Origin of the sequence: Pseudomonas sp. lyk4-TYG-107, assembly GCF_030209055.1 — a bacterium.
GTDB lineage: Bacteria > Pseudomonadota > Gammaproteobacteria > Pseudomonadales > Pseudomonadaceae > Aquipseudomonas > Aquipseudomonas putida_A.
This window is the reverse complement of sequence record NZ_JARVST010000022.1, coordinates 69,842-90,922: the sequence shown is the minus strand read 5'-3', so window position 1 is coordinate 90,922 and position 21,081 is coordinate 69,842. Positions and strand designations below refer to the sequence as shown.

The window sequence follows — 21,081 nt, the reverse complement described above, 5'->3', positions numbered from 1 at the left end:
CGGCCATTTCGTTATTTTTTTTACAGGCGGTCGACCATCGCGCCCAGAGAGTCGGGCAATTGACCGCTTAAACTGGTAAAGTGCCGGCCGTTATTACTTAAGAGGATTGTTCCAATGGCGACTAACCGTTCCCAGCGTCTGCGCAAAAAACTGTGCGTTGATGAATTCCAAGAGCTGGGTTTCGAACTGAACCTGGACTTCAAAGAAGACTTGTCCGAAGAAGCCATTGACGCTTTCCTCGAAGCATTCATCAAAGAAGCCATGGAAGCCAACGGTCTGGGTTATGTTGGCGGCGATGACTTCGGTCTGGTTTGCCTGCAGAAGCGTGGCTCGGTCAACGAAGAGCAGCGCGCTGCCGTTGAAGCCTGGCTGAAAAACCGTAGCGAACTGACCGGCATGACCGTCAGCCCGCTGCTGGACGTCTGGTATCCGGAAAAGCCGATCAACGCGGCCAAGTGATACTGAAAAAAACGGCGACCTGAGGGTCGCCGTTTTTTTATGCCTGGGCTTTACGCCAATTCAAAATCAGTAATGTCAAAACCCCCGCGACAATCCCCCAGAACGCCGAACCAATGGAAAACAGCGTCAACCCCGACGCCGTGACCATAAAGGTAATCAGCGCTGCCTCGCGTTCCTTCACTTCGGTCATGGCAATGCTCAGGCCGTTGATGATCGAACCGAACAGCGCCAGCGCGGCAATCGACAGCACCAGTTCTTTTGGCAACGCGGCAAACAGCGCCGCCAATGTGGCGCCGAACACCCCGGCAATCCCGTAAAAAATCCCGCACCAGACGGCGGCGGTGTAGCGTTTGTTGCGATCTTCATGGGCGTGCGGCCCGGTGCAGATCGCCGCGCTGATCGCCGCGAGGTTGATGCCGTGGGAGCCGAATGGCGCCAGCAACAGCGAGGCGATGCCGGTGCTGGTGATCAGCGGTGAAGCCGGGACGTTGTAGCCGTCGGCGCGCAGCACGGCGATGCCGGGCATGTTCTGCGAGGTCATCGCCACCACGAACAACGGAATGCCGATGCTGATGGTCGCGGCCAGCGAGAAGTGCGGCGTGGTCCACACCGGCGTCGCCAGTTCCAGATGGAAACCGCTGAAATCCAGCAGACCCATGAAACCTGACAGCGCAGTGCCGATCAGTAGCGCAGCCAGTACCGCGTAACGCGGTGACAGGCGTTTGACCAGCAGATAGGTGAAAAACATCCCCAGCACCAGCCCGGTACGGTGTTGTGCGGCGACGAAGATTTCGCTGCCGATCTTGAACAGAATCCCCGCCAGCAACGCTGCCGCCAGCGACGCCGGGATCTTCTTCACCAAGCGTTCGAAGCTGCCGGTCAGGCCACAAATCGTTACCAGCACCGCGCAGGTGATGTAGGCACCGATGGCCTCGCCGTAGCTGACGCCACCGAGGCTGGTGATCAGCAGGGCTGCACCCGGTGTCGACCAGGCGATGGTGATCGGTGTGCGATAGCGCAGCGACAGGCCGATCGAACACACCGCCATGCCGATGGAAATCGCCCAGATCCATGAGGAAATCTGCCCGCTGCTCAGGCCCGCCGCTTGTCCGGCCTGAAACATCAGCACCAGGGAACTGGTGTAGCCGGTCATCATCGCAATGAAACCGGCGACGATCGCCGAGGGCGAAGTGTCGGCGAGAGGGCGCAGGCGAGTGTAGGTGGCGTCGTTCATGACGGCGGTGTTCCTTATACAGATGGAGATGTCCGCAATTACCCTGAATCCCTGTGGGAGCGGGCTTGCTCGCGAAAGCGCTGGGCCAGTAAAAGCAGATGTCGCCTGACACACTGCCTTCGCGAGCAAGCCCGCTCCCACAGGAGAGTTGTGTTCTGGCTGCGGATTCTGCGATCAAGCCTAAACTCAAACCTGACGGATCGTTGCAATACAGCCGTGGTCACAAACAGCCGTACAGTCGTGTTGCCACCATTCATTGTGTACAATCGCGCTGTTTTTTACGCGATACTTGCCAGCGACCTACTGTGCCGTATTACAGTCACGGTCTATTCGCCGCAGTTCTCCCGACTCGAGTGCCCATGAACGAACAGTTGCAACCCCTCAAGAAACAACCGCGAGCAGGCAAAGCCGGCCGCAGCGGAACCCAGGACGATATTGTCTATGCGCATATCTTCGAGGCCATCCTCGAACAGCGTCTGGCGCCCGGTACAAAATTGAGCGAAGAAGCGCTGGGGGAAATCTTCGGGGTCAGCCGCACCATCATTCGCCGCGCGCTGTCGCGTCTGGCCCATGAAGGCGTGGTCCTGTTGCGGCCGAATCGTGGCGCCGTTGTCGCCAGCCCGAGCGTTGAAGAAGCGCGTCAAGTGTTCATGGCCCGCCGTCTGGTGGAGCGCGCGATCACCGAGCTGGCCGTGCAGCACGCCACCGCCGAGCAGATCGCCGAATTGCGTCAGATGGTCAACGACGAGCGCGACAGCTTCTCCCGTGGAGATCGCGGCGCCGGTATCCGTCTGTCGGGCGAATTCCACCTGAAGCTCGCCGAAGCGGCGAAGAACGCGCCACTGATCAGCTTCCAGCGCAGCCTGGTCTCGCAGACCTCGCTGATCATCGCCCAGTACGAAAGCGGCAACCGCTCGCATTGCTCCTACGACGAGCACACCCAATTGATCGACGCCATCGAAGCGCGCAACGGTGAGCTGGCGGTGGACCTGATGATGCATCACATGGATCACATCGACAGCAAGCTCAACCTCGATGAGGAAAGTGCGTCGGATGATCTGCATGCGGTGTTCTCGCATTTGTTGCAGACCAAAAAAACTGGGCGCCCGGCGGCCAAGCTTTGAGCTGACACCGAGTCGAACCCATCGCGAGCAGGCTCACTCCTACACTTGAAATGCGTTCACTTGTAGGAGTGAGCCTGCTCGCGATAGCTTTTTGATAGGCAACAAAAATCCCCCGGGGCTAACACCGCCGGGGGATTTTTTATGCCTGGAGAAAACTCAGCGCTGATGCACCAAAGCCCCCGCCGCATAAGTCTGCTGCACCGTGCGGTCATCGCCCAGTGTCATCAGCACAAACAACGTTTCGGCAATGTTGTTAGCCTGTTTCAGGCGATAGCTCAGCAGTGGCGTGGCGTTGTAATCCAGCACCAGGAAGTCCGCATCGGAACCCGGCTGCAGGTTGCCGATCTTGTCTTCCAGACGCAGCGCCCGCGCACCGCCCAGCGTCGCCAGGTACAGCGACTTGAACGGACTCAACCGCGCGCCTTGCAACTGCATGACTTTGTAGGCTTCGTTCAGGGTTTGCAGCAGCGAGAAGCTGGTGCCGCCGCCGACGTCAGTACCGAGGCCGACGTTCAGTTTGTGCTTCTCGGCCATCGGCAGGTTGAACAGGCCGCTGCCGAGGAAGAAGTTCGAGGTCGGGCAGAACGAGATCGCCGAGCCGGTTTCCGCCAGTCGCGCACATTCGTCGTCGCACAGGTGCACGCCGTGGGCGAACACCGAGCGTTCGCCGAGCAGCTTGTAGTGATCGTAAACGTCGAGGTAACCCTTGCGCTCCGGGAACAGTTCCTTGACCCACTCGATTTCCTTGAGGTTTTCGCTGATGTGGGTCTGCATGTACAGATCCGGGTATTCGGTCAACAGTTGGCCGGCGAGGGTCAGTTGCTCCGGGGTGCTGGTCGGAGCGAAACGCGGGGTGACCGCGTAGTGCAGGCGGCCCTTGCCGTGCCAGCGTTCGATCAGCGCCTTGCTCTCGACGTAGCTCGATTCGGCGGTGTCGGTCAGGTAGTCCGGCGCGTTGCGATCCATCATCACCTTGCCGGCGATCATCCGCAGGTCGAGCTTCTCGGCGGCTTCGAAGAACGAATTCACCGACTGCGGGTGCACGCTGCCGAATACCAGCGCGGTGGTGGTGCCGTTGCGCAGCAGTTCCTTGATGAAGATATCGGCGACGTCGTCGGCGTGGGCCTTGTCACCGAACTGGCTTTCGCACGGGAAGGTGTAGGTGTTGAGCCAGTCCAGCAGTTGCTCGCCGTAGGCCCCGACCATGCCGGTTTGCGGCAGGTGGATGTGGGTGTCGATGAAGCCCGGGGTGATCAGCGCGTCCTGATATTGGGTGATCTCGATGTCCGCCGGCAGGGTCGGCAGCAGTTCGCTGGCGTGGCCGAGGGCGCTGATCTTGCCGCCATCGACCACCAGCAGGCCGTCCTCGAAATATTCGTAGGAGGCTTCGATCCCGACTTCGGCGGGGTCGGCGATGCTGTGCAGGATGGCGGCGCGGTAGGCTTTGCGAGTCAGAGGCATGAGGGTTCTCTAATCAGTTTGAGGCTTTGAGTTTGGCGGCCTGACTGCGCCGCGAAACCGGCAGCAGTCTGGCAATCGGTTCGGCGCTGGCGCTGTGCTGGCCGAAATTGGCGTTATAGGTGGCGATGATTTCGCCGGCAATGGAGATGGCGATTTCCACAGGCAGTTTGCCTTTGACGTCGCCAATGCCCATCGGGCACCGCATGCGTTGCACGACGCCGCTGTCGAAGCCGCGATCACGCAGGCGATGTTCGAACTTGGCCCGTTTGGTCTTCGAACCGATCAGGCCGAAGTAAGCGAAGTCGTTGCGCTGGAGGATCGCGGCAGTGAGTTCCAGGTCGAGCTGATGGTTGTGGGTCATGACGATGCAGTAGCTGCCGGCGGGCAGGTCGTCGATTTCATCCACAGGCTCTTCGGCGACGATTTTACGCACGCCGTGGGGGATCTGTTCGGGGAATTCTTCTTCCCGCGAATCGATCCAGCGCACCCGGCACGGCAGGCTGGCGAGCAACGGTACCAGCGCACGGCCGACGTGCCCGGCGCCGAACACCGCGATCTGCGCCTGCACCTGGCCCATCGGTTCGAACAGCAACACGGTGGCGCCACCGCAGCACTGGCCGAGGCTGGCGCCGAGGCTGAAGCGCTCCAGATGGGTGTCCTGCTTGCCGCTGGCGAGCATCTCGCGGGCGATCTGCATGGCTTTGTATTCCAGATGCCCGCCACCGATGGTGTCGAAGGTCTGTTTCGCGCTGACGACCATCTTCGAGCCGGCGTTGCGCGGGGTCGAGCCGAGTTCTTCAATGATCGTCACCAGAACACAGGGTTCGCCATGGTTCTGCAGGTCGGCGAGGGCGTCGATCCAGTTGTACATATGTCACCCCTACAACATCGTTGTCTGTTCAGGCCTCATCGCTGGCAAGCCAGCTCCCACAGGTTTGTGGTGTACCGCAAATCCTGAAATCACCACAGATCACTGTGGGAGCTGGCTTGCCAGCGATTAGCCGCGCCTCGGTCTAGAGCGGAGCCAACTCGGTTTCAGCTTCGACCGCTTTTACAGTCTTGAGCTGGCGCATCTGCTCACAGCCCCACAACACCCGCTCCGGGGTCGCCGGTGCGTCGATCTGCGGCTGATGCTTGTAGTCACCGAGGCTCGCCACCGCGTCCTTGATCGCGCACCACGCGGCAATCCCGAGCATGAACGGCGGCTCACCCACAGCCTTGGAATGGAACACCGTGTCTTCCGGGTTCTTGCGGTTCTCCACCAGTTTCACCCGCAGGTCCAGCGGCATGTCCGCCACGGCCGGGATCTTGTAGCTGGCCGGGCCGTTGGTCATCAGCTTGCCCTTGTTGTTCCAGACCAGCTCCTCCATGGTCAGCCAGCCCATGCCCTGGACGAAACCACCCTCGACCTGACCGATGTCGATCGCCGGGTTCAACGAGGCACCGACGTCGTGGAGGATGTCGGTACGGAGCATCTTGTACTCGCCGGTCAGGGTGTCGACGATCACTTCGCAGCACGCCGCGCCGAAGGCGAAGTAGTAGAACGGCCGACCACGGGCCTGGCTGCGGTCGTAGTAGATTTTCGGGGTCTTGTAGAAGCCGGTGCTCGACAGCGAGACCTGATTGAAATACGCCAGTTGAATCAGCGCCTCGAAGGTCATGATGTGGTCACGCACGCGCACATGGCCGTTGTGGAATTCCACGTCTTCTTCGCTGACCTTGTAGTGCCGCGCGGCGAATTCCACCAGACGCTGCTTGATGATCTCGGCGGCGTTCTGCGCGGCCTTGCCGTTGAGGTCAGCGCCGCTGGAGGCCGCAGTCGGCGAGGTGTTCGGCACTTTGTCGGTGTTGGTCGCGGTGATCTGCACCCGATCCATTTCCACCTGGAACACTTCGGCCACCACCTGCGCGACTTTGGTGTTGAGACCCTGGCCCATTTCCGTGCCGCCGTGGTTCAGGTGGATGCTGCCGTCGGTGTAGACGTGGATCAGCGCGCCGGCCTGATTGAGGAAACTGGCGGTGAAGGAAATGCCGAATTTCACCGGGGTCAGCGCCAGGCCTTTTTTCAGGATCGGGCTGTTGGCGTTGTAGCGACGGATCGCTTCGCGGCGCTCGGCGTACTGGCTGCTTTCTTCCAGTTCGGCGGTCATCTCTTCGAGCATGTTGTGCTCGACGGTCTGGTAGTAGTGAGTGACGTTGCGCTCGGTCTTGCCATAGTAGTTGGCCTTGCGCACGGCCAATGGATCGAGGTTGAGGTGACGGGCAATCGCGTCCATCACTTCTTCGATGGCGACCATCCCTTGCGGGCCGCCGAAACCACGGTAGGCAGTGTTCGACGCGGTGTTGGTCTTGCAGCGGTGACCATTGATGGTCGCGTCCCCAAGGTAGTACGAGTTGTCCGAGTGGAACATCGCCCGGTCAACGATCGACGCCGACAGGTCCGGCGAACAGCCGCAGTTGCCAGCCAGGTCCATATTGATCCCGTGCAGGCGCCCGGTGCTGTCGAAGCCGACGTCGTACTCGACATAGAACGGGTGGCGCTTGCCGGTCATCAGCATGTCTTCGACCCGTGGCAGACGCATCTTGGTCGGCTGCCCGGTGAGGTGCGCGATCACCGCGCACAGGCACGCCGGGCTGGCGGCCTGGGTTTCCTTGCCGCCGAAACCACCGCCCATGCGGCGCATGTCGACGACGATCTTGTTCATCGACACGTCGAGCACTTCGGCCACCAGCTTCTGCACTTCGGTGGGGTTCTGCGTCGAGCAGTAGACGATCATGCCGCCGTCTTCGGTGGGCATCACCGAGGAGATCTGCGTCTCCAGATAAAAGTGTTCCTGGCCGCCGATGTGCAGCGTGCCCTGGATGCGATGTTCGGCGGTGGCCAATGCCGAAGCCGAATCGCCGCGCTGATGGGTGTGGCTGTCGAGCACGAAGTGCCGTTTGCGCAAGGCTTCGACCACGTCCAGCACCGGCTCGAGATCTTCGTACTCGATGATCGCCGCCATTGCCGCTTTACGCGCGGTTTCCAGGTCTTTGGCGGCCACGGCCAGCACCGGTTGCCCGACGAACTGCACGTCGTCAATGGCCAGCAGCGGATCGCCCGGCAGCAGCGGTCCGATGTCTTTCAGGCCCGGCACGTCTTCATGGGTGATCGCAATGCGCACGCCTTCGAAGGCGTAGCAGGGCTTGGTGTCGATGCTGATAATTTTCGCGTGGGCGCGGTCTGACAGCCGTGCGTAAACGTGCAGCTGATTGGGAAACTCCAGGCGATCATCGATGTACTGCGCTTCACCGGACACATGCTTGGCGGCGCTGTCGTGCTTGACGCTGCGGCCGACACCGGTGGTCAGGTCCCTGGCGAACAGTTCCGCCAGTTCGGCTTGAGTCTTCTCTACGGCGTGATGGTTAGACATAAGCGGTCACCCGAGTCTCGATGTGCGGTGTTTGCAGTTCGATGAAGTATTTGCGCAGCAGGTTCTGCGCGCTGAGCAGGCGATATTCCTTGCTGGCGCGGAAGTCCGAGAGCGGCGTGAAGTCTTCGGCCAGCGCAGCGCAGGCGCGTTCGATCACAGCGTTGTTGAACGGCTGGCCGAGCAGCACGGCTTCGCAATGGGCGGCGCGTTTCGGAATCGCGGCCATGCCGCCGAACGCCATGCGCGCATCGCTGATCACGTCGTTTTCCACGCGCAGATTGAATGCGGCGCAGACGGCGGAGATGTCATCGTCCAGACGCTTGGAAACCTTGTAGGCGCGGAAACGCTGCTCGGCCGTGGCGCGCGGGACGACGATTTTTTCGATGAACTCGCTTTCCTGACGCGCGGTGACCTTGTAGTCGATGAAGTAATCTTCCAGGTTCAGCGTGCGCCGGGTTTCGCCTTTGCACAGCACCACTTGCGCGCCGAGGGCGATCAGCAGCGGTGGCGAGTCACCGATCGGCGAGGCGTTGCCGATGTTGCCGCCGAGGGTGCCCTGGTTGCGGATCTGCAGCGAGGCGAAGCGGTGCAGCAGCTCGCCGAAGTCCGGGTATTCGGCGGTCAGCGCTTCATAGCAGTCGGAGAGGGAGGTGGCGGCGCCGATTTCGATGCGGTCATCGAAGGTTTCGATGCGCTTCATTTCGGCGACGTTGCCGACGTAGATCATCACCGGCAGGGTGCGGTGGAACTGGGTGACTTCCAGCGCCAGATCAGTGCCGCCGGCCAGCAGCCGCGCTTGTGGGTAAGCGTCATACAGATCGGCCAGATCGGCGACGGTCAGCGGCACCAGGCAACGCTTGTCGCCACTGTTGAGTTCACCGATATCGGTCGGGGCGATGGCTTTGAGGCGGGCGATGGTCTCGGCTTCGCGGGCATCAAACTGATCCGGTTGCTTGCCACAGCAGGATTGTTCGGCGGCGGCGAGGATCGGCCGGTAGCCGGTGCAGCGGCAGAGGTTGCCGGCCAGCGCTTCGTGCGCCTTGGCCGGATCCGGTGCATCGCTGTTCTTTTGCAGGGCGAACAGCGACATGACGAAGCCGGGGGTGCAGAAGCCGCACTGCGAGCCGTGGCACTCGACCATGGCTTTCTGCACGCTGTGCAGTTCGCCCTGGTGCTTGAGGTCTTCGACGCTGATCAGTTGTTTGCCATGCAGCGACGACACAAAGGTCAGGCACGAGTTGAGGCTGCGATAGCGAATGTGTTCGCGGCCGGCGTCATCCGTTTGCAACTCGCCGACCACCACGGTGCAGGCGCCACAGTCGCCGCTGGCGCAGCCTTCTTTGGTGCCGGATTTGCCCACGTGTTCGCGCAGGTAATTGAGCACGGTCAGATTCGGGTCCAGGGCGTGCTCGCTACGGAGTTCCTGGTTAAGTAAAAACTGGATCACGGAAGGCCTCGCAGACTCATTATTGTTGTTAACCGACTTGAGCCGAATTTAGCAGGTCTGACTTTTCGGTCAATGGTTTTCTGACTTAAAGGTCAGGAAAAACGGTTTTGTCGATTAACGCGTGCTCTATTGAGTATTGACCCTGAGCGGATTCACTGCCTTTTTGCTTGAATCGTGCCAAAAAGCGCCGTGCGGGCACTCCGCCATGCACCTGCATTTGCGCTACACTGCGCCGCTTGTGCAGATCGAAGAGTTTGAAGGACAACCATGACGTTCAAGGCGCCGGACAGCCTCGCCGAGCAAATCGCTCACCACCTCGCCGAACGCATCATTCGCGGCGAAATGAAGCCGGGAGAGCGCATTCAGGAACAGAAGGTCACGCTGGCCCTCAATGTCAGCCGCGGATCGGTCCGCGAAGCCCTGCTGATCCTCGAACGCCGTCACCTGATCGCGATCCTGCCGCGACGTGGCGCCCATGTCACCGAACTCACCGCACACAAGGTGCAGAGCCTGTGCACGCTGATGAGCGAGCTGTACATCCTGCTCGGCAATGCGGTCGCCAATGGCTGGCAGACCCAGGCCGACATGGCGCCGTTCGTGCAGATCCAGCAGCGCCTGACCGCCAGCTACGAGCGTCAGGACATCCGCACCTTCGTCGACGACAGCTTCGCCGTGATGCGCGCTGCGTACCCGTTTGCCAACAACCCGTACCTGCAAGAGACCGTCGAGAACCTGCAGCCGGCCATGAGCCGTGCGTATTTCCTCGCCCTCGAACAGCGCAAGGCCGAAATGAGCGAGTTCCTCGAGCTGTTCGAACGCCTGCTGGCCGCTGTGCTCGCCCGTGATTTGCCGCAGATCCGCATCGTGCTGACGGCTTACGCCCAGCGCAGCTGCGATCTGGTGGTCTCCGCCCTGACGGTTGCCTGAGCGTGCGGCTGAAGTGCATCAAACTGGCGGGGTTTAAGTCCTTCGTCGACCCGACCACGGTGAACTTCCCCAGTAACATGGCGGCGGTCGTCGGGCCGAACGGTTGCGGCAAGTCGAACATCATCGACGCCGTACGCTGGGTGATGGGCGAGAGTTCGGCGAAGAACCTGCGTGGCGAGTCGATGACCGACGTCATCTTCAACGGCTCGACCAGCCGCAAACCGGTGAGCCAGGCGAGCATCGAACTGGTGTTCGACAACTCCGACGGCACCCTGGTCGGCGAGTACGCGGCTTACGCCGAGATCTCCATTCGCCGCAAAGTCACCCGCGACAGCCAGAACAGCTATTTCCTCAACGGCGCCAAGTGCCGTCGTCGCGACATTACCGACATCTTCCTCGGCACCGGCCTCGGCCCGCGCAGCTACTCGATCATCGAGCAGGGGATGATCTCCAAGCTGATCGAAGCCAAACCGGAAGACCTGCGCAACTTCATCGAAGAGGCGGCGGGGATCTCCAAGTACAAGGAGCGTCGGCGCGAGACCGAAAACCGCATCCGCCGCACCCACGAAAACCTGGCGCGTCTGACCGACCTGCGCGAAGAGCTTGAGCGTCAGCTCGAACGTTTGCACCGGCAGGCCGAGTCCGCGAAGAAGTATCAGGAATACAAATCCGAAGAGCGTCAGCTCAAGGCGCAACTGTCGGCCCTGCGCTGGCAGGATCTGAACGATCAAGTCGGCCAACGCGAATCGATCATCGGCAACCAGGAAGTCAGTTTCGAAGCGCTGGTCGCCGAGCAGCGCAATGCCGATGCGGCTATCGAGCGGCTGCGCGACGGGCACCATGAACTGTCCGAGCGCTTCAATCTGGTGCAGGGCCGCTTCTATTCGGTCGGCGGCGACATCGCCCGGGTCGAGCAGAGCATCCAGCACGGCCAGCAGCGCTTGCGCCAGTTGCAGGACGATCTGAAAGAAGCCGAGCGCGCGCGTCTGGAAACCGAATCGCACCTGGGCCACGACCGCACGCTGCTGCTGACCCTCGGCGAAGAGCTGGACATGCTCACCCCCGAGCAGGAAGTCACCAGCGCCGCTGCCGAAGAAGCCGCCGCTGCGTTGGAAGATTCCGAAAGCGTCATGCACGGCTGGCAGGAGCAGTGGGACACTTTCAACCTGACCGCTGCCGAACCACGGCGCCAGGCCGAAGTGCAGCAGTCGCGGATCCAGCAGCTGGAAACCAGCATGGAGCGTCTGGCCGATCGGCAAAAGCGTCTCGCCGAAGAGCGCGATCTGCTTTCCGCCGACCCGGAAGACGCGGCGATCATGGCGCTCAACGAGCAGCTCGCCGAATCCGAGGCGACCCTCGAAGATTTGCAGACCAGCGAAGAAGCGCAGGTCGAAAAACTTGAACAACTGCGTCAGGAATTGCAGCAGGCACTGACCGCGCAGCAGCAGGCGCAGGGCGATTTGCAGCGCCTGAACGGACGACTGGCGTCGCTGGAAGCCTTGCAACAAGCCGCGCTCGACCCGGGCACCGGCACCGCCGAATGGCTGAAGGAACACCACCTCGCCGAACGGCCGCGTCTCGCCGAAGGCTTGAAGGTCGAGGCTGGTTGGGAGCTGGCGGTGGAAACCGTGCTCGGCGCCGATCTGCAAGCGGTGCTGGTGGACGACTTCAACGGTTTCGATCTGTCCGGTTTCACCCAAGGCGATCTGCGCCTGCTCAGCCCTGCCAGCGATGGTGTGCGGATAGCGGGCAGTCTGCTGGACAAGGTCGAGGCACAGATCGATCTGTCGCCGTGGCTCGGCCAGGTCAAACCGGTCGACAGCCTTGAGCAGGCCTTGGCCTTGCGCGGCCAGTTGAGTGCAGGGCAGAGCCTGATCAGTCGCGACGGTTACTGGGTTGGCCGACACTTCCTGCGGGTGCGTCGCGCCAGTGAAGCCGAGAGCGGCATGCTTGCCCGTGGCCAGGAAATCGAGACGCTGCAGGTCGAACGCGAAGAGCGCGAAGCCACGGTCGAAGCCATGGAAACCCGTCTGCAAACCCTGCGTGCGCAACAGCGGCAGCAGGAAAACGGTCGTGAGCATTTGCGCCGTTTGCTGCAGGACGAAGCCCGCTCCCAAGGTGAATTGAAAGCCCAGTTGTCCGCCGGTAAAGCCAAGGCTGAACAGCTGACGCTGCGCCGCACCCGACTCGATGAGGAGCTGATCGAACTCGGCGAGCAACGCGAACTGGAACACGAACAGATCGGCGAAGCGCGCATGCAATTGCAGGAAGCGCTCGATGCCATGGCGCTGGACACCGAGCAGCGCGAATTGCTGCTGGCTCAGCGTGACAGCCTGCGCGAACGCCTTGATCGCGTGCGCCAGGAAGCCCGTCAGCACAAGGATCACGCCCATCAACTGGCGGTGCGTCTCGGTTCGTTGCGCGCGCAGCACGATTCCACGCGTCAGGCGTTGGAACGTCTGGAGATGCAGGCCGAGCGCCTGACCGAAAAGCGTGAGCAGTTGAGTCTGAATCTGGAGGAGGGCGAGGCACCGCTGGAAGAGCTGCGCCTGAAACTCGAAGAGCTGCTCGACAAACGCATGACCGTCGACGAAGAACTGAAGACTGCGCAGATTGCGCTGGAAGACGCCGACCGCGAACTGCGCGAGGCGGAAAAGCGCCGGACCCAGGCCGAGCAGCAATCGCAACTGATCCGTGGCCAGCTCGAACAACAGCGCATGGAATGGCAAGCGCTGACCGTGCGGCGCAAGGCGTTGCAGGATCAATTGCTCGAAGACGGCTACGATCTCAATGGCGTGCTCGCGACCTTGACGCCTGAGGCCAGTGAACGCGCCGCCGAAGAAGAACTCGAACGGATCAATGCGCGGATTCAGCGCCTGGGTGCGATCAACCTCGCGGCCATCGACGAATACACGCAACAATCCGAGCGTAAACGTTATCTGGATGCGCAGGACGCCGATCTGGTCGAAGCACTGGAGACCCTGGAAAACGTCATTCGCAAGATCGACAAGGAAACCCGTAACCGCTTCAAGGATACCTTTGATCAGATCAATGGCGGATTACAGGCGCTTTTCCCGAAAGTTTTCGGTGGTGGCAGCGCGTATTTGGAACTGACGGGCGAAGATCTACTCGATACAGGGGTGACGATCATGGCGCGGCCGCCAGGAAAGAAGAACAGCACCATCCATTTGCTCTCTGGCGGGGAAAAAGCCCTGACCGCGCTGGCACTGGTTTTTGCGATCTTCAAATTGAATCCGGCGCCGTTCTGCATGCTCGATGAAGTTGACGCGCCACTGGATGACGCTAACGTTGGACGCTACGCACGATTGGTTAAAGAGATGTCGCAGACCGTGCAGTTCATCTATATCACCCACAACAAGATCGCCATGGAAATGGCCGATCAACTCATGGGTGTGACGATGCACGAGCCGGGTTGTTCGCGACTGGTTGCAGTGGATGTCGAGGAGGCGATGGCGATGGTGGACGCCTGAGTCAGCGTGGTGTCGGAAGGGTATGAGTAGTCTGTAGGACTTTTTTACCGACTTCGACTTGCTGGCCAATCGACATATTCGCGCAAGCCAATGTGACAGACGGTGTAAAGTTGTCTTTGGTCGTGCTAGTTTAATGTCAATTTTTCGTATACGTGGGCAAAACGCCTGTCAGAACATAGAGTTGGCGCCACGTTTTAAAGCGGTTTGCACAATGTAAACCCCTTATTTTTCAGCATTTTTTATAGAGGCACGGGATTACATGGAAATCGGTCTGCGCGAGTGGCTGATCGTCATCGGCATCATTGTGATAGCCGGTATTCTTTTCGATGGCTGGCGCCGTATGCGCGGCGGCAAGGGAAAACTGAAATTCCGTCTTGACCGAAGTCTGTCCAACCTGCCGGACGAGGACACCAGTGCTGAGCTGTTGGGCCCGGCCCGCGTGCTGGACACACATAAAGAGCCGCAACTGGACGAACACGATCTGCCGTCGGTGAGCATGCCGGCCCGCGAAGCACGCGAGCCTCGCGAATCCGGTTCGAAACGTGGCAAGCGCGGCAGCAACGGTCCGGCCCAGGGCGACCTGAACCTCGACCTGGACCTGGACGGCGGCCCGAGCTTCAGCAGCCGTGATGATGACTTCGTCGACGACAGCAAGCCTGCGCCAGCGGTGGCCGACAAGGATCAGCCGCAAGCCGAAGAAGTCCTGGTGATCAGCGTGATCTGCCGCGACGCCGCCGGCTTCAAAGGCCCGGCGCTGTTGCAGAATATTCTGGAAAGCGGTCTGCGTTTTGGCGAGATGGATATTTTCCACCGTCACGAAAGCATGGCCGGCAACGGTGAAGTGCTGTTCTCCATGGCCAACGCGGTCAAGCCGGGTATCTTCGATCTGGACGACATCGACCATTTCAGCACCCCGGCGGTGAGCTTCTTCCTCGGCCTGCCAGGCCCGCGTCATCCGAAGCAGGCCTTCGACGTGATGGTGGCGGCAGCACGCAAGCTGTCGCAGGAACTGAACGGCGAGCTGAAAGACGACCAGCGCAGCGTGCTGACCGCGCAAACCATCGAGCATTACCGTCAGCGCATCGTCGAATTCGAACGCCGCGCCCTGACCCAGAAGCGCTAAGGCCAAGATCAAAAGATCGCAGCCTTCGGCCGCTCCTACAGAGGAACGCGATCCCTGTAGGAGCTGTCGAGTGCAACGAGGCTGCGATCTTTGAATGATGAAACTGGAGCAGCCTCGGCTGCTCTTTTGCTTTATGAGAGAACACCCATGACCGCCGCCAAAAACCGCATTCTAGAGCTGCGCGCTGAACTCGATCAGCACAACTACCGTTACCACGTCCTCGACGAGCCGAGCATTCCGGACGCCGAGTACGACCGGTTGTTCCACGAGCTCAAGGCGCTGGAAGCGGCCAATCCGGAATTGATCACCAGCGACTCGCCGACCCAGCGTGTCGGCAGCGTGGCATTGACCGCGTTCACCCAGGTGCGTCACGAAGTACCGATGCTCAGCCTCGGCAACGCCTTCGAAGAAAACGACATGCGCGAGTTCGACCGTCGGGTGACCGAGGGTCTGGATCTGCCGGCCGGCGATCTGTTCGGTGGCGGTGCGGCGGTGGAATACAGCTGCGAGCCGAAACTCGATGGCCTGGCGGTCAGCCTGCTGTATCAGGACGGCGTGCTGGTGCGCGGCGCCACCCGTGGCGATGGCACCACCGGTGAGGACATCAGCGTCAACGTGCGCACCGTGCGCAACATTCCGTTGAAGCTGCATGGCACAGGCTGGCCGGCGACTCTGGAAGTGCGTGGGGAAGTGTTCATGTCCAAGGCCGGTTTCGAGCGCCTCAACGCCTCGCAACTGGAAGTCGGCGGCAAGACCTTCGCCAACCCGCGCAACGCCGCTGCCGGCAGCCTGCGTCAGCTGGATTCGAAGATCACCGCCAATCGCCCGCTGGAATTCTGCTGCTACGGCATCGGTCAGGTCTCCCACGATATCTCCGACACCCACATCGGCAACCTCAAGCAATTGCAGAAGTGGGGCATGCCGATCAGCCACGAGCTGAAGCTGGCCAAAGGCATCGGCGAGTGCCTGGATTACTACCGCGACATCGGTGAGCGGCGTAACGCGCTGGCCTACGAAATCGACGGTGTGGTGTTCAAGGTCAACAGCATCGCCGATCAGCGCGAGTTGGGCTTCCGGGCCCGCGAACCGCGCTGGGCGATCGCGCACAAATTCCCGGCGATGGAAGAACTCACCGAACTGCTCGACGTGGAATTCCAGGTCGGTCGCACCGGCGCGGTCACTCCGGTGGCGCGGTTGAAACCGGTCAAGGTCGCCGGCGTCACCGTCGCCAACGCGACCCTGCACAACATGGACGAAGTGGCGCGCCTGGGCCTTATGATTGGTGACACCGTGATCATCCGCCGTGCCGGTGATGTGATCCCGCAGGTGGTGCAAGTGGTCACCGAACGTCGCCCGGAGAATGCTCGTCCTGTAGCGATTCCAGAGAATTGTCCGGTCTGCGGCTCCCATGTCGAGCGCACGCAACTGGTCAAGCGCAGCAAGGGCAAGGAGACCATCAGCGAAGGCGCGGTGTACCGCTGCGTTGGCCGTCTGGCCTGCGGTGCGCAACTGAAGCAGGCGATCATTCATTTCGTCTCGCGCCGGGCGATGGACATCGAAGGCCTTGGTGACAAAAGCGTCGAGCAACTGGTCGATGAAGGTCTGGTCAGTTCACCGGCGGATCTGTATGCGCTGAAGTTCGACGACATTGTCGATCTGGAAGGCTTTGCCGAGGTCTCCAGCAACAAGCTGCTGGCGGCCATCGAAGACAGCAAGCAACCGGGACTGTCGCGGTTCATTTATGCGCTGGGCATTCCCGATGTCGGTGAGGAAACGGCCAAGGTGTTGGCGCGCTCGCTCGGTTCGCTGGAACGCGTGCAGCAGGCGCTGCCGCAAGTGCTGACCTATCTGCCGGACATCGGCCTGGAAGTGGCCCACGAGATTCACAGCTTCTTCGAAGATGCACACAACCAGCAGGTGATCACCGAGTTGTTGGGGCATGGCCTGCAGATTCAGGATCAGGGTGAACTCGGCGCCGAATTTGCTGCCAGCACCACCCTCGGTGGTCTGCTCGACAAGCTGCACATTCCCTTTGTCGGCCCGGGCGGCGCGCAGAAACTGGCGGACAAATTCGGTTCGCTGGAAGCAGTGATGAATGCCGACTGGCTGGACATGCGTCAGGCGCTACCGGAGAAGCAGGCCAATTCGGTGCGCGAGTTTTTTGCTGTGCCCGAGCATCGGCAGATCGCCGAGGCCGCCGAGAAACAGCTGCGGGATTTCGGCATGCACTGGCTGAGCGAGAAGAAAGTCGTTGAGGGCCTGCCGCTGTCCGGCGAAACCTGGGTGCTGACCGGCAAGGTCGAATTGATGAGCCGCGATGTGGCCAAAGAACACCTGGAAAGCCTCGGCGCCAAGGTTGCTGGCTCGGTCTCGGCGAAAACGCATTGTGTGGTCGCAGGGCCCGGTGCCGGCTCGAAACTGACCAAGGCCAATGAGCTGGGGGTGAAGGTGATGGACGAAGAGGCGTTTATCGCGTTCCTCAAAACCCATGGCATTTCTGCCTGATACAGTTTTGTTCGGCAGTCTGCTTTTGTGGCGAGGGAGCTTGCTCCCGCTCGGCGACGAAGTCGTCGCAAAACCACCATCCTCGGTATTTCAGGGTAAATGAGGTCGCATGGTTTTGGGGGCTGCTTCGCAACCCAGCGGGAGCAAGCTCCCTCGCCACATCGGCAGTGTCACTCAGTAGCTGCGTTGTATTCGGGAACATTGTTGACTTCAGGATGATCTAGTCTTGGCAAGCCCCAGGGAGAGATCGCCATGTACCGCTTTTTCGAGCAGCTCAGTTCTCGCATCGTCGCGCCGTTCATGGGCGAATCTTCACGCAACAGCAAAATCTGGCCGTGCCGCTGCGGCCAGTCGCTGTTCTTTCGCAACAGTCAATGTCTGGCTTGCAGCGCCATGTTGGGCTATCAGCCTGAAGAAAGTCGCCTGACCTCGTTGCAGCCCGGGCCACAGGACGGCAGTTGGACACTCGATGCCGATCCCGACGCCGGACTGTTTCGTCGCTGCGCCAACCTCGACACGCCCGCCGCGTGCAACTGGCTGCTGCCGGATAACGGCCACGACAGCCTGTGCATCGCCTGCAGCCTCAACCGCACCATCCCCGACCTCTCAGTGCCGGAAAACCCCGAACGCTGGCGCAAAGTCGAAATCGCCAAGCGCCGGCTGGTGGCGCAACTGATCACCCTCGGCCTGCCGGTCATCCCGAAAACCGTGGATGAGGCCACCGGTCTGGCCTTCGACTTCATCGGCGTCGACCTCGAAGGCAACGCGCCAATGACCGGCCACGCCAACGGTCTGATCACCCTCGATATCAAAGAAGCCGACGACGCCCATCGCGAGCAGGTGCGGGCGGCAATGCATGAACCCTATCGCACGCTGCTCGGGCATTTCCGGCATGAGGTCGGGCATTATTATTGGGATCGTCTGATCGCCAATGGGCCGTGGCTTGAACCTTTCCGCAACCTGTTCGGCGACGAGCGCGCCAGTTACGCCGAAGCGCTCGACCGTCACTACCAGCAAGGCGCACCGCTGGACTGGCCGCAACACTACGTCAGCGCCTACGCGACCATGCACCCATGGGAAGATTGGGCCGAAACCTGGGCGCATTACCTGCACATGATGGATGCGGTGGATACCGCGCTGGGTTTCGGCATGAGCGCGCGGGAAATGGACTTCGACTACCAGCCGTTCCCGTCCAGCACGCTGTACGACCCGGAGCACCCCGGCGGCGCGGCGTTCCTGTCGTTCGTCAATGCGTGGATCGAACTGGCGGGCATGCTCAACGAGCTGTCACGCAGCATGGGGCAGCCGGATTTCTACCCGTTCGTGCTGCCGGCGGCGGCGATTGCCAAGTTGCACTTCATCCATCTGGTGATCCAGCAGGCGGGCGGCAAGGCGGACGAGGTGTTGCAGGCGCAATAGCAAGTGCTTGAAGCCCTTCATATTTTTAATCTGAAACCAACGGTTGTAACTTCGCTTCAGATAGGTACAATGGCGCGGCTCGCCGACAGGTGAGTGTCGTTATGGTGACCCCATCGGTCCCCCCGCAACGATTACCCGTGAACCTGGTCAGAGCCGGAAGGCAGCAGCCACAGCGGGAACATTGTGTGCCGGGGTGTGGCTGGTGGGGTTACCACCTTGACGAACGAAGAACGCTTCAACAGAACTGCATGGGTTTCGCCCACTGCGGTTTTTTTATGCCCGCGATTTGGGCTTTCACGCCAGCCCCTGTGGGAGCGAGCCTGCTCGCGAAGGCTGCCCCCCGATGCCTGTTCAGTCACCAAGGTTGAACAGTGGCATACTCCACCGTCTTGCTGCGCGCGTCGTTGACAAGTTCGCGCCCTGGCTACGAGGTTGTATGCACCCGGAACATCACGATTTATCCACCGCCGTGTACTTGCCCGTGACGGATGAGACCTGCGCCAGCCTGTTGCAGCCCGATGGCGCAAAAAACCTCGGCGAGTTGACGGATGCGCAGCTGGCCGCCGTGCTGGTCATCCAGAATCTGGCTCAGGCCACCGAAAAGGATCTCACCGCCGCAGCGGCGGAGAAGGTGCTGGCGCGCCTGATCGCCTGGGCGGTCGATGGCGGGGCAGGGCTGCTGTCTGAGGCGCAACGGCTGTTCGACCCGCGCCAGTTGTACTTCGGCCTGAACGCCATCAGGGGATTGAACCTGCGATTGCTGTTGGCCGAAGAGGTGGCGGCGCAGGATTACCTGCTGCCCGATGGCAAGTGGGATGACGAGTTCAAGACGCGCCACCACGCGATCAACAATCCGTTCAGCCAGCAGATGATCAGCCCGGCACACCGCGAGCGCTGGCTCAGCGCCGCGCAGGACAAACTGGTCAGAACCTTCCGCGCCAACCTCGATGAAGACCTGCACGTGCAAGGCTATGCCGGGATCGGCAAGAGCCACCTGGTCGGTGCCTTGACCGAGTGCCTGGACCCCGGGAAAACCCTGTTGCTGGCACGTACCCCGGAAAAACTTGCGACCCTGTGCCAGCGCATGGGCGTTGCCAGTGAGCGCAAGCCCGGCATCACCTTTGAGGCGTTCGCCCGCGGGCTGATTTATGGGCGCAAGCCACAGCCGGCAAGCGCCGCCGGCCGAGTCGCGAGTAAACAGAGTCTGGCGCAGGAGCTGAACATCCTCGGCTTTCGCGAGCATGACGCGCAACGCACCCTGAACGTCTGCCTGGAAACCCTCGAGCGCTATTGCCACTCCCGGGACTACAGCCTGTCGGCGCATCATCTGCCGTATTTCAAACTGTCCTTGTCCGGCCTTGAGTCCAAAGTGTTGCTGGAGTATTCGAGCCGCGTCTGGACTTACCTTGAGGCCAACCCGGCGTGGGGCCGGCAGAGCGGCTTTGAAGCCTTGTTGCTGATCAAGCGTGCAAGCCTTGCGGGCTGCGTGGTGCCGCCGCGTTATACCCACGTGCTGATCGACGAGAGTCAGGACATTCCCGCTTCGCTGCTGCAGATTATCGAGCGTGGCCGACAGGTGCTGATCACGCTGGGCGATGAGTACCAGCACGCCGAGCGTGATCTGGTGAAGAGAAAGCGTGAGGTGCGCCAGAGCGATATCACCTACTCGGTACGCTCGGGACGAAACGTCGAGCGTCTGGTCAATCCGCTGATTTCCCGGCACTCGGAAAAGAGCAAGGTGCCCTTCGAAGGTGCGCGTGAGGCGGACGTCGGCATCGAGTTTTATCCACAGGGCTTTGTCCCGCCCGAAGGTTGCGTGGTGCTGACGGCGTCCCCTTGGGACACCATGAAGTGGGCCATGCAACTGCACGATGCCAATTGCCTGTTCAGCTTTGCCGACATGACAGCGCAGCGCGACCTTGAGCACTTCATGACCAGCGCCATCGAGTTGTTCAGGGTGGATTACTACAGTTCCACGCACAGCGAGAAGGGCCCGCATCGCTATTTCAGCGATCTGCCGAAGTGGCAGCAGGTGCGCGATGCCAACCAGTTCGACGAGGCGTTTCTGTGGGTCGAGGCCGAGCTGGAGAAGGGCTTCAAGGTCGCTGACCTGACCCGGCTCAACCGGATGATCGGCGGCCCCGGCAAAAGCTGCCTGCTGATGCTGGCGCAAGAGGCGGGCGGCATGGAGTTCGACCGCGTTCTGCTGACGCCCGAGCTGCTGACCAACGTGCAGTTCAAGGACGCCTACGCGTTCGATCAGCGGATCTGCGCCGTATACATCGCCATCTCCCGCGCCCGGCAGCAGCTTTATCTGCCGTACGACGTGGTCGAGTGGATCGAGTTTCACGACTACCAGAAGTTCCGTGAGTCGCACGGCTACTGAATAATTCTCTGTCGGAAATGTCCCCCTGTGGGAGCGGGCTTGCTCGCGAAGGCGGTGTGCCAGTTAACGAATCTGATGACTGACACACCGCC

At 61.0% G+C, this 21,081-nt stretch carries 13 protein-coding genes and 1 other RNA gene; 9 read left to right on the top strand and 5 right to left on the bottom strand.

From position 1 onward, the window contains the following. Positions 1 to 114 precede the first annotated feature (114 nt). Complete coding sequence (locus QRN61_RS19175) at positions 115 to 459, top strand: YggL family protein (RefSeq protein WP_003223308.1); 345 nt, start codon at positions 115 to 117, stop codon at positions 457 to 459. Positions 460 to 496: 37 nt separating this feature from the next. Here the strand turns inward: QRN61_RS19175 and QRN61_RS19170 are convergent, their stop codons facing one another. Continuing rightward, on the bottom strand, positions 497 to 1,693 hold the full coding sequence (locus tag QRN61_RS19170; RefSeq protein ID WP_097087620.1) for a benzoate/H(+) symporter BenE family transporter: 1,197 nt from the start codon (positions 1,691 to 1,693) through the stop codon (positions 497 to 499). 359 nt (positions 1,694 to 2,052) lie between these two features. Between QRN61_RS19170 and QRN61_RS19165 the strand changes: the two genes are divergently transcribed. Then, the gene (locus tag QRN61_RS19165; RefSeq protein WP_027613276.1) at positions 2,053 to 2,817 is read left to right on the top strand and encodes a GntR family transcriptional regulator; all 765 of its coding nucleotides are present in this window, start codon (positions 2,053 to 2,055) and stop codon (positions 2,815 to 2,817) included. A gap of 156 nt (positions 2,818 to 2,973) precedes the next feature. Here the strand turns inward: QRN61_RS19165 and guaD are convergent, their stop codons facing one another. The 4 genes from guaD to xdhA form a co-directional block, all read right to left on the bottom strand. After that, the gene (gene guaD / locus QRN61_RS19160; protein ID WP_285374638.1) at positions 2,974 to 4,278 is read right to left on the bottom strand and encodes a guanine deaminase; all 1,305 of its coding nucleotides are present in this window, start codon (positions 4,276 to 4,278) and stop codon (positions 2,974 to 2,976) included. A gap of 13 nt (positions 4,279 to 4,291) precedes the next feature. Continuing rightward, on the bottom strand, positions 4,292 to 5,149 hold the full coding sequence (xdhC, locus tag QRN61_RS19155) for a xanthine dehydrogenase accessory protein XdhC (protein WP_285374637.1): 858 nt from the start codon (positions 5,147 to 5,149) through the stop codon (positions 4,292 to 4,294). Positions 5,150 to 5,291: 142 nt separating this feature from the next. Further along, complete coding sequence (gene xdhB / locus QRN61_RS19150) at positions 5,292 to 7,691, bottom strand: xanthine dehydrogenase molybdopterin binding subunit (protein WP_097087625.1); 2,400 nt, start codon at positions 7,689 to 7,691, stop codon at positions 5,292 to 5,294. Continuing rightward, entirely contained in the window at positions 7,684 to 9,138 is a 1,455-nt protein-coding gene (gene xdhA, locus QRN61_RS19145; RefSeq protein WP_285374634.1) for a xanthine dehydrogenase small subunit, read from the bottom strand. Before xdhA ends, xdhB begins: the two co-directional genes overlap by 8 nt. Positions 9,139 to 9,405: 267 nt before the next feature. On the opposite strand from xdhA, the gene QRN61_RS19140 reads away from it, so the two are divergent. From QRN61_RS19140 to QRN61_RS19110, 7 genes are all read left to right on the top strand, one after another. Continuing rightward, positions 9,406 to 10,065, top strand: coding sequence for a GntR family transcriptional regulator (locus QRN61_RS19140; protein WP_007961062.1), 660 nt, complete (start codon positions 9,406 to 9,408; stop codon positions 10,063 to 10,065). A gap of 2 nt (positions 10,066 to 10,067) precedes the next feature. Further along, positions 10,068 to 13,556, top strand: coding sequence for a chromosome segregation protein SMC (smc, locus tag QRN61_RS19135; RefSeq protein WP_285374629.1), 3,489 nt, complete (start codon positions 10,068 to 10,070; stop codon positions 13,554 to 13,556). A 259-nt stretch (positions 13,557 to 13,815) separates the two neighbouring features. Continuing rightward, positions 13,816 to 14,679 (top strand): cell division protein ZipA, encoded by an 864-nt coding sequence (gene zipA / locus QRN61_RS19130; protein ID WP_027613270.1) that lies wholly within the window; start codon positions 13,816 to 13,818, stop codon positions 14,677 to 14,679. A gap of 147 nt (positions 14,680 to 14,826) precedes the next feature. Further along, positions 14,827 to 17,184, top strand: coding sequence for an NAD-dependent DNA ligase LigA (ligA, locus tag QRN61_RS19125; RefSeq protein WP_285374626.1), 2,358 nt, complete (start codon positions 14,827 to 14,829; stop codon positions 17,182 to 17,184). Between the two features lie 252 nt (positions 17,185 to 17,436). Next, positions 17,437 to 18,603, top strand: coding sequence for a zinc-binding metallopeptidase family protein (locus QRN61_RS19120; protein WP_027613268.1), 1,167 nt, complete (start codon positions 17,437 to 17,439; stop codon positions 18,601 to 18,603). 111 nt (positions 18,604 to 18,714) lie between these two features. Continuing rightward, an RNA gene (gene ffs, locus QRN61_RS19115) (signal recognition particle sRNA small type) lies at positions 18,715 to 18,811 on the top strand. Positions 18,812 to 19,039: 228 nt separating this feature from the next. Beyond that, a complete protein-coding gene (locus QRN61_RS19110; RefSeq protein ID WP_285374622.1) occupies positions 19,040 to 20,989 on the top strand; it encodes a hypothetical protein in 1,950 nt (649 codons plus the stop codon). Positions 20,990 to 21,081 lie beyond the last annotated feature (92 nt).

Excerpts from the sequence above, each read along its gene's own strand:
- QRN61_RS19175 (WP_003223308.1), top strand. The coding sequence starts at position 115 with ATGGCGACTAACCGTTCCCAGCGTCTGCGCAAAAAACTGTGCGTTGAT.
- QRN61_RS19170 (WP_097087620.1), bottom strand. The coding sequence starts at position 1,693 with ATGAACGACGCCACCTACACTCGCCTGCGCCCTCTCGCCGACACTTCG.
- QRN61_RS19165 (WP_027613276.1), top strand. The coding sequence starts at position 2,053 with ATGAACGAACAGTTGCAACCCCTCAAGAAACAACCGCGAGCAGGCAAA.
- guaD (WP_285374638.1), bottom strand. The coding sequence starts at position 4,278 with ATGCCTCTGACTCGCAAAGCCTACCGCGCCGCCATCCTGCACAGCATC.
- xdhC (WP_285374637.1), bottom strand. The coding sequence starts at position 5,149 with ATGTACAACTGGATCGACGCCCTCGCCGACCTGCAGAACCATGGCGAA.
- xdhB (WP_097087625.1), bottom strand. The coding sequence starts at position 7,691 with ATGTCTAACCATCACGCCGTAGAGAAGACTCAAGCCGAACTGGCGGAA.
- QRN61_RS19140 (WP_007961062.1), top strand. The coding sequence starts at position 9,406 with ATGACGTTCAAGGCGCCGGACAGCCTCGCCGAGCAAATCGCTCACCAC.
- zipA (WP_027613270.1), top strand. The coding sequence starts at position 13,816 with ATGGAAATCGGTCTGCGCGAGTGGCTGATCGTCATCGGCATCATTGTG.
- ligA (WP_285374626.1), top strand. The coding sequence starts at position 14,827 with ATGACCGCCGCCAAAAACCGCATTCTAGAGCTGCGCGCTGAACTCGAT.
- QRN61_RS19120 (WP_027613268.1), top strand. The coding sequence starts at position 17,437 with ATGTACCGCTTTTTCGAGCAGCTCAGTTCTCGCATCGTCGCGCCGTTC.
- QRN61_RS19110 (WP_285374622.1), top strand. The coding sequence starts at position 19,040 with ATGCACCCGGAACATCACGATTTATCCACCGCCGTGTACTTGCCCGTG.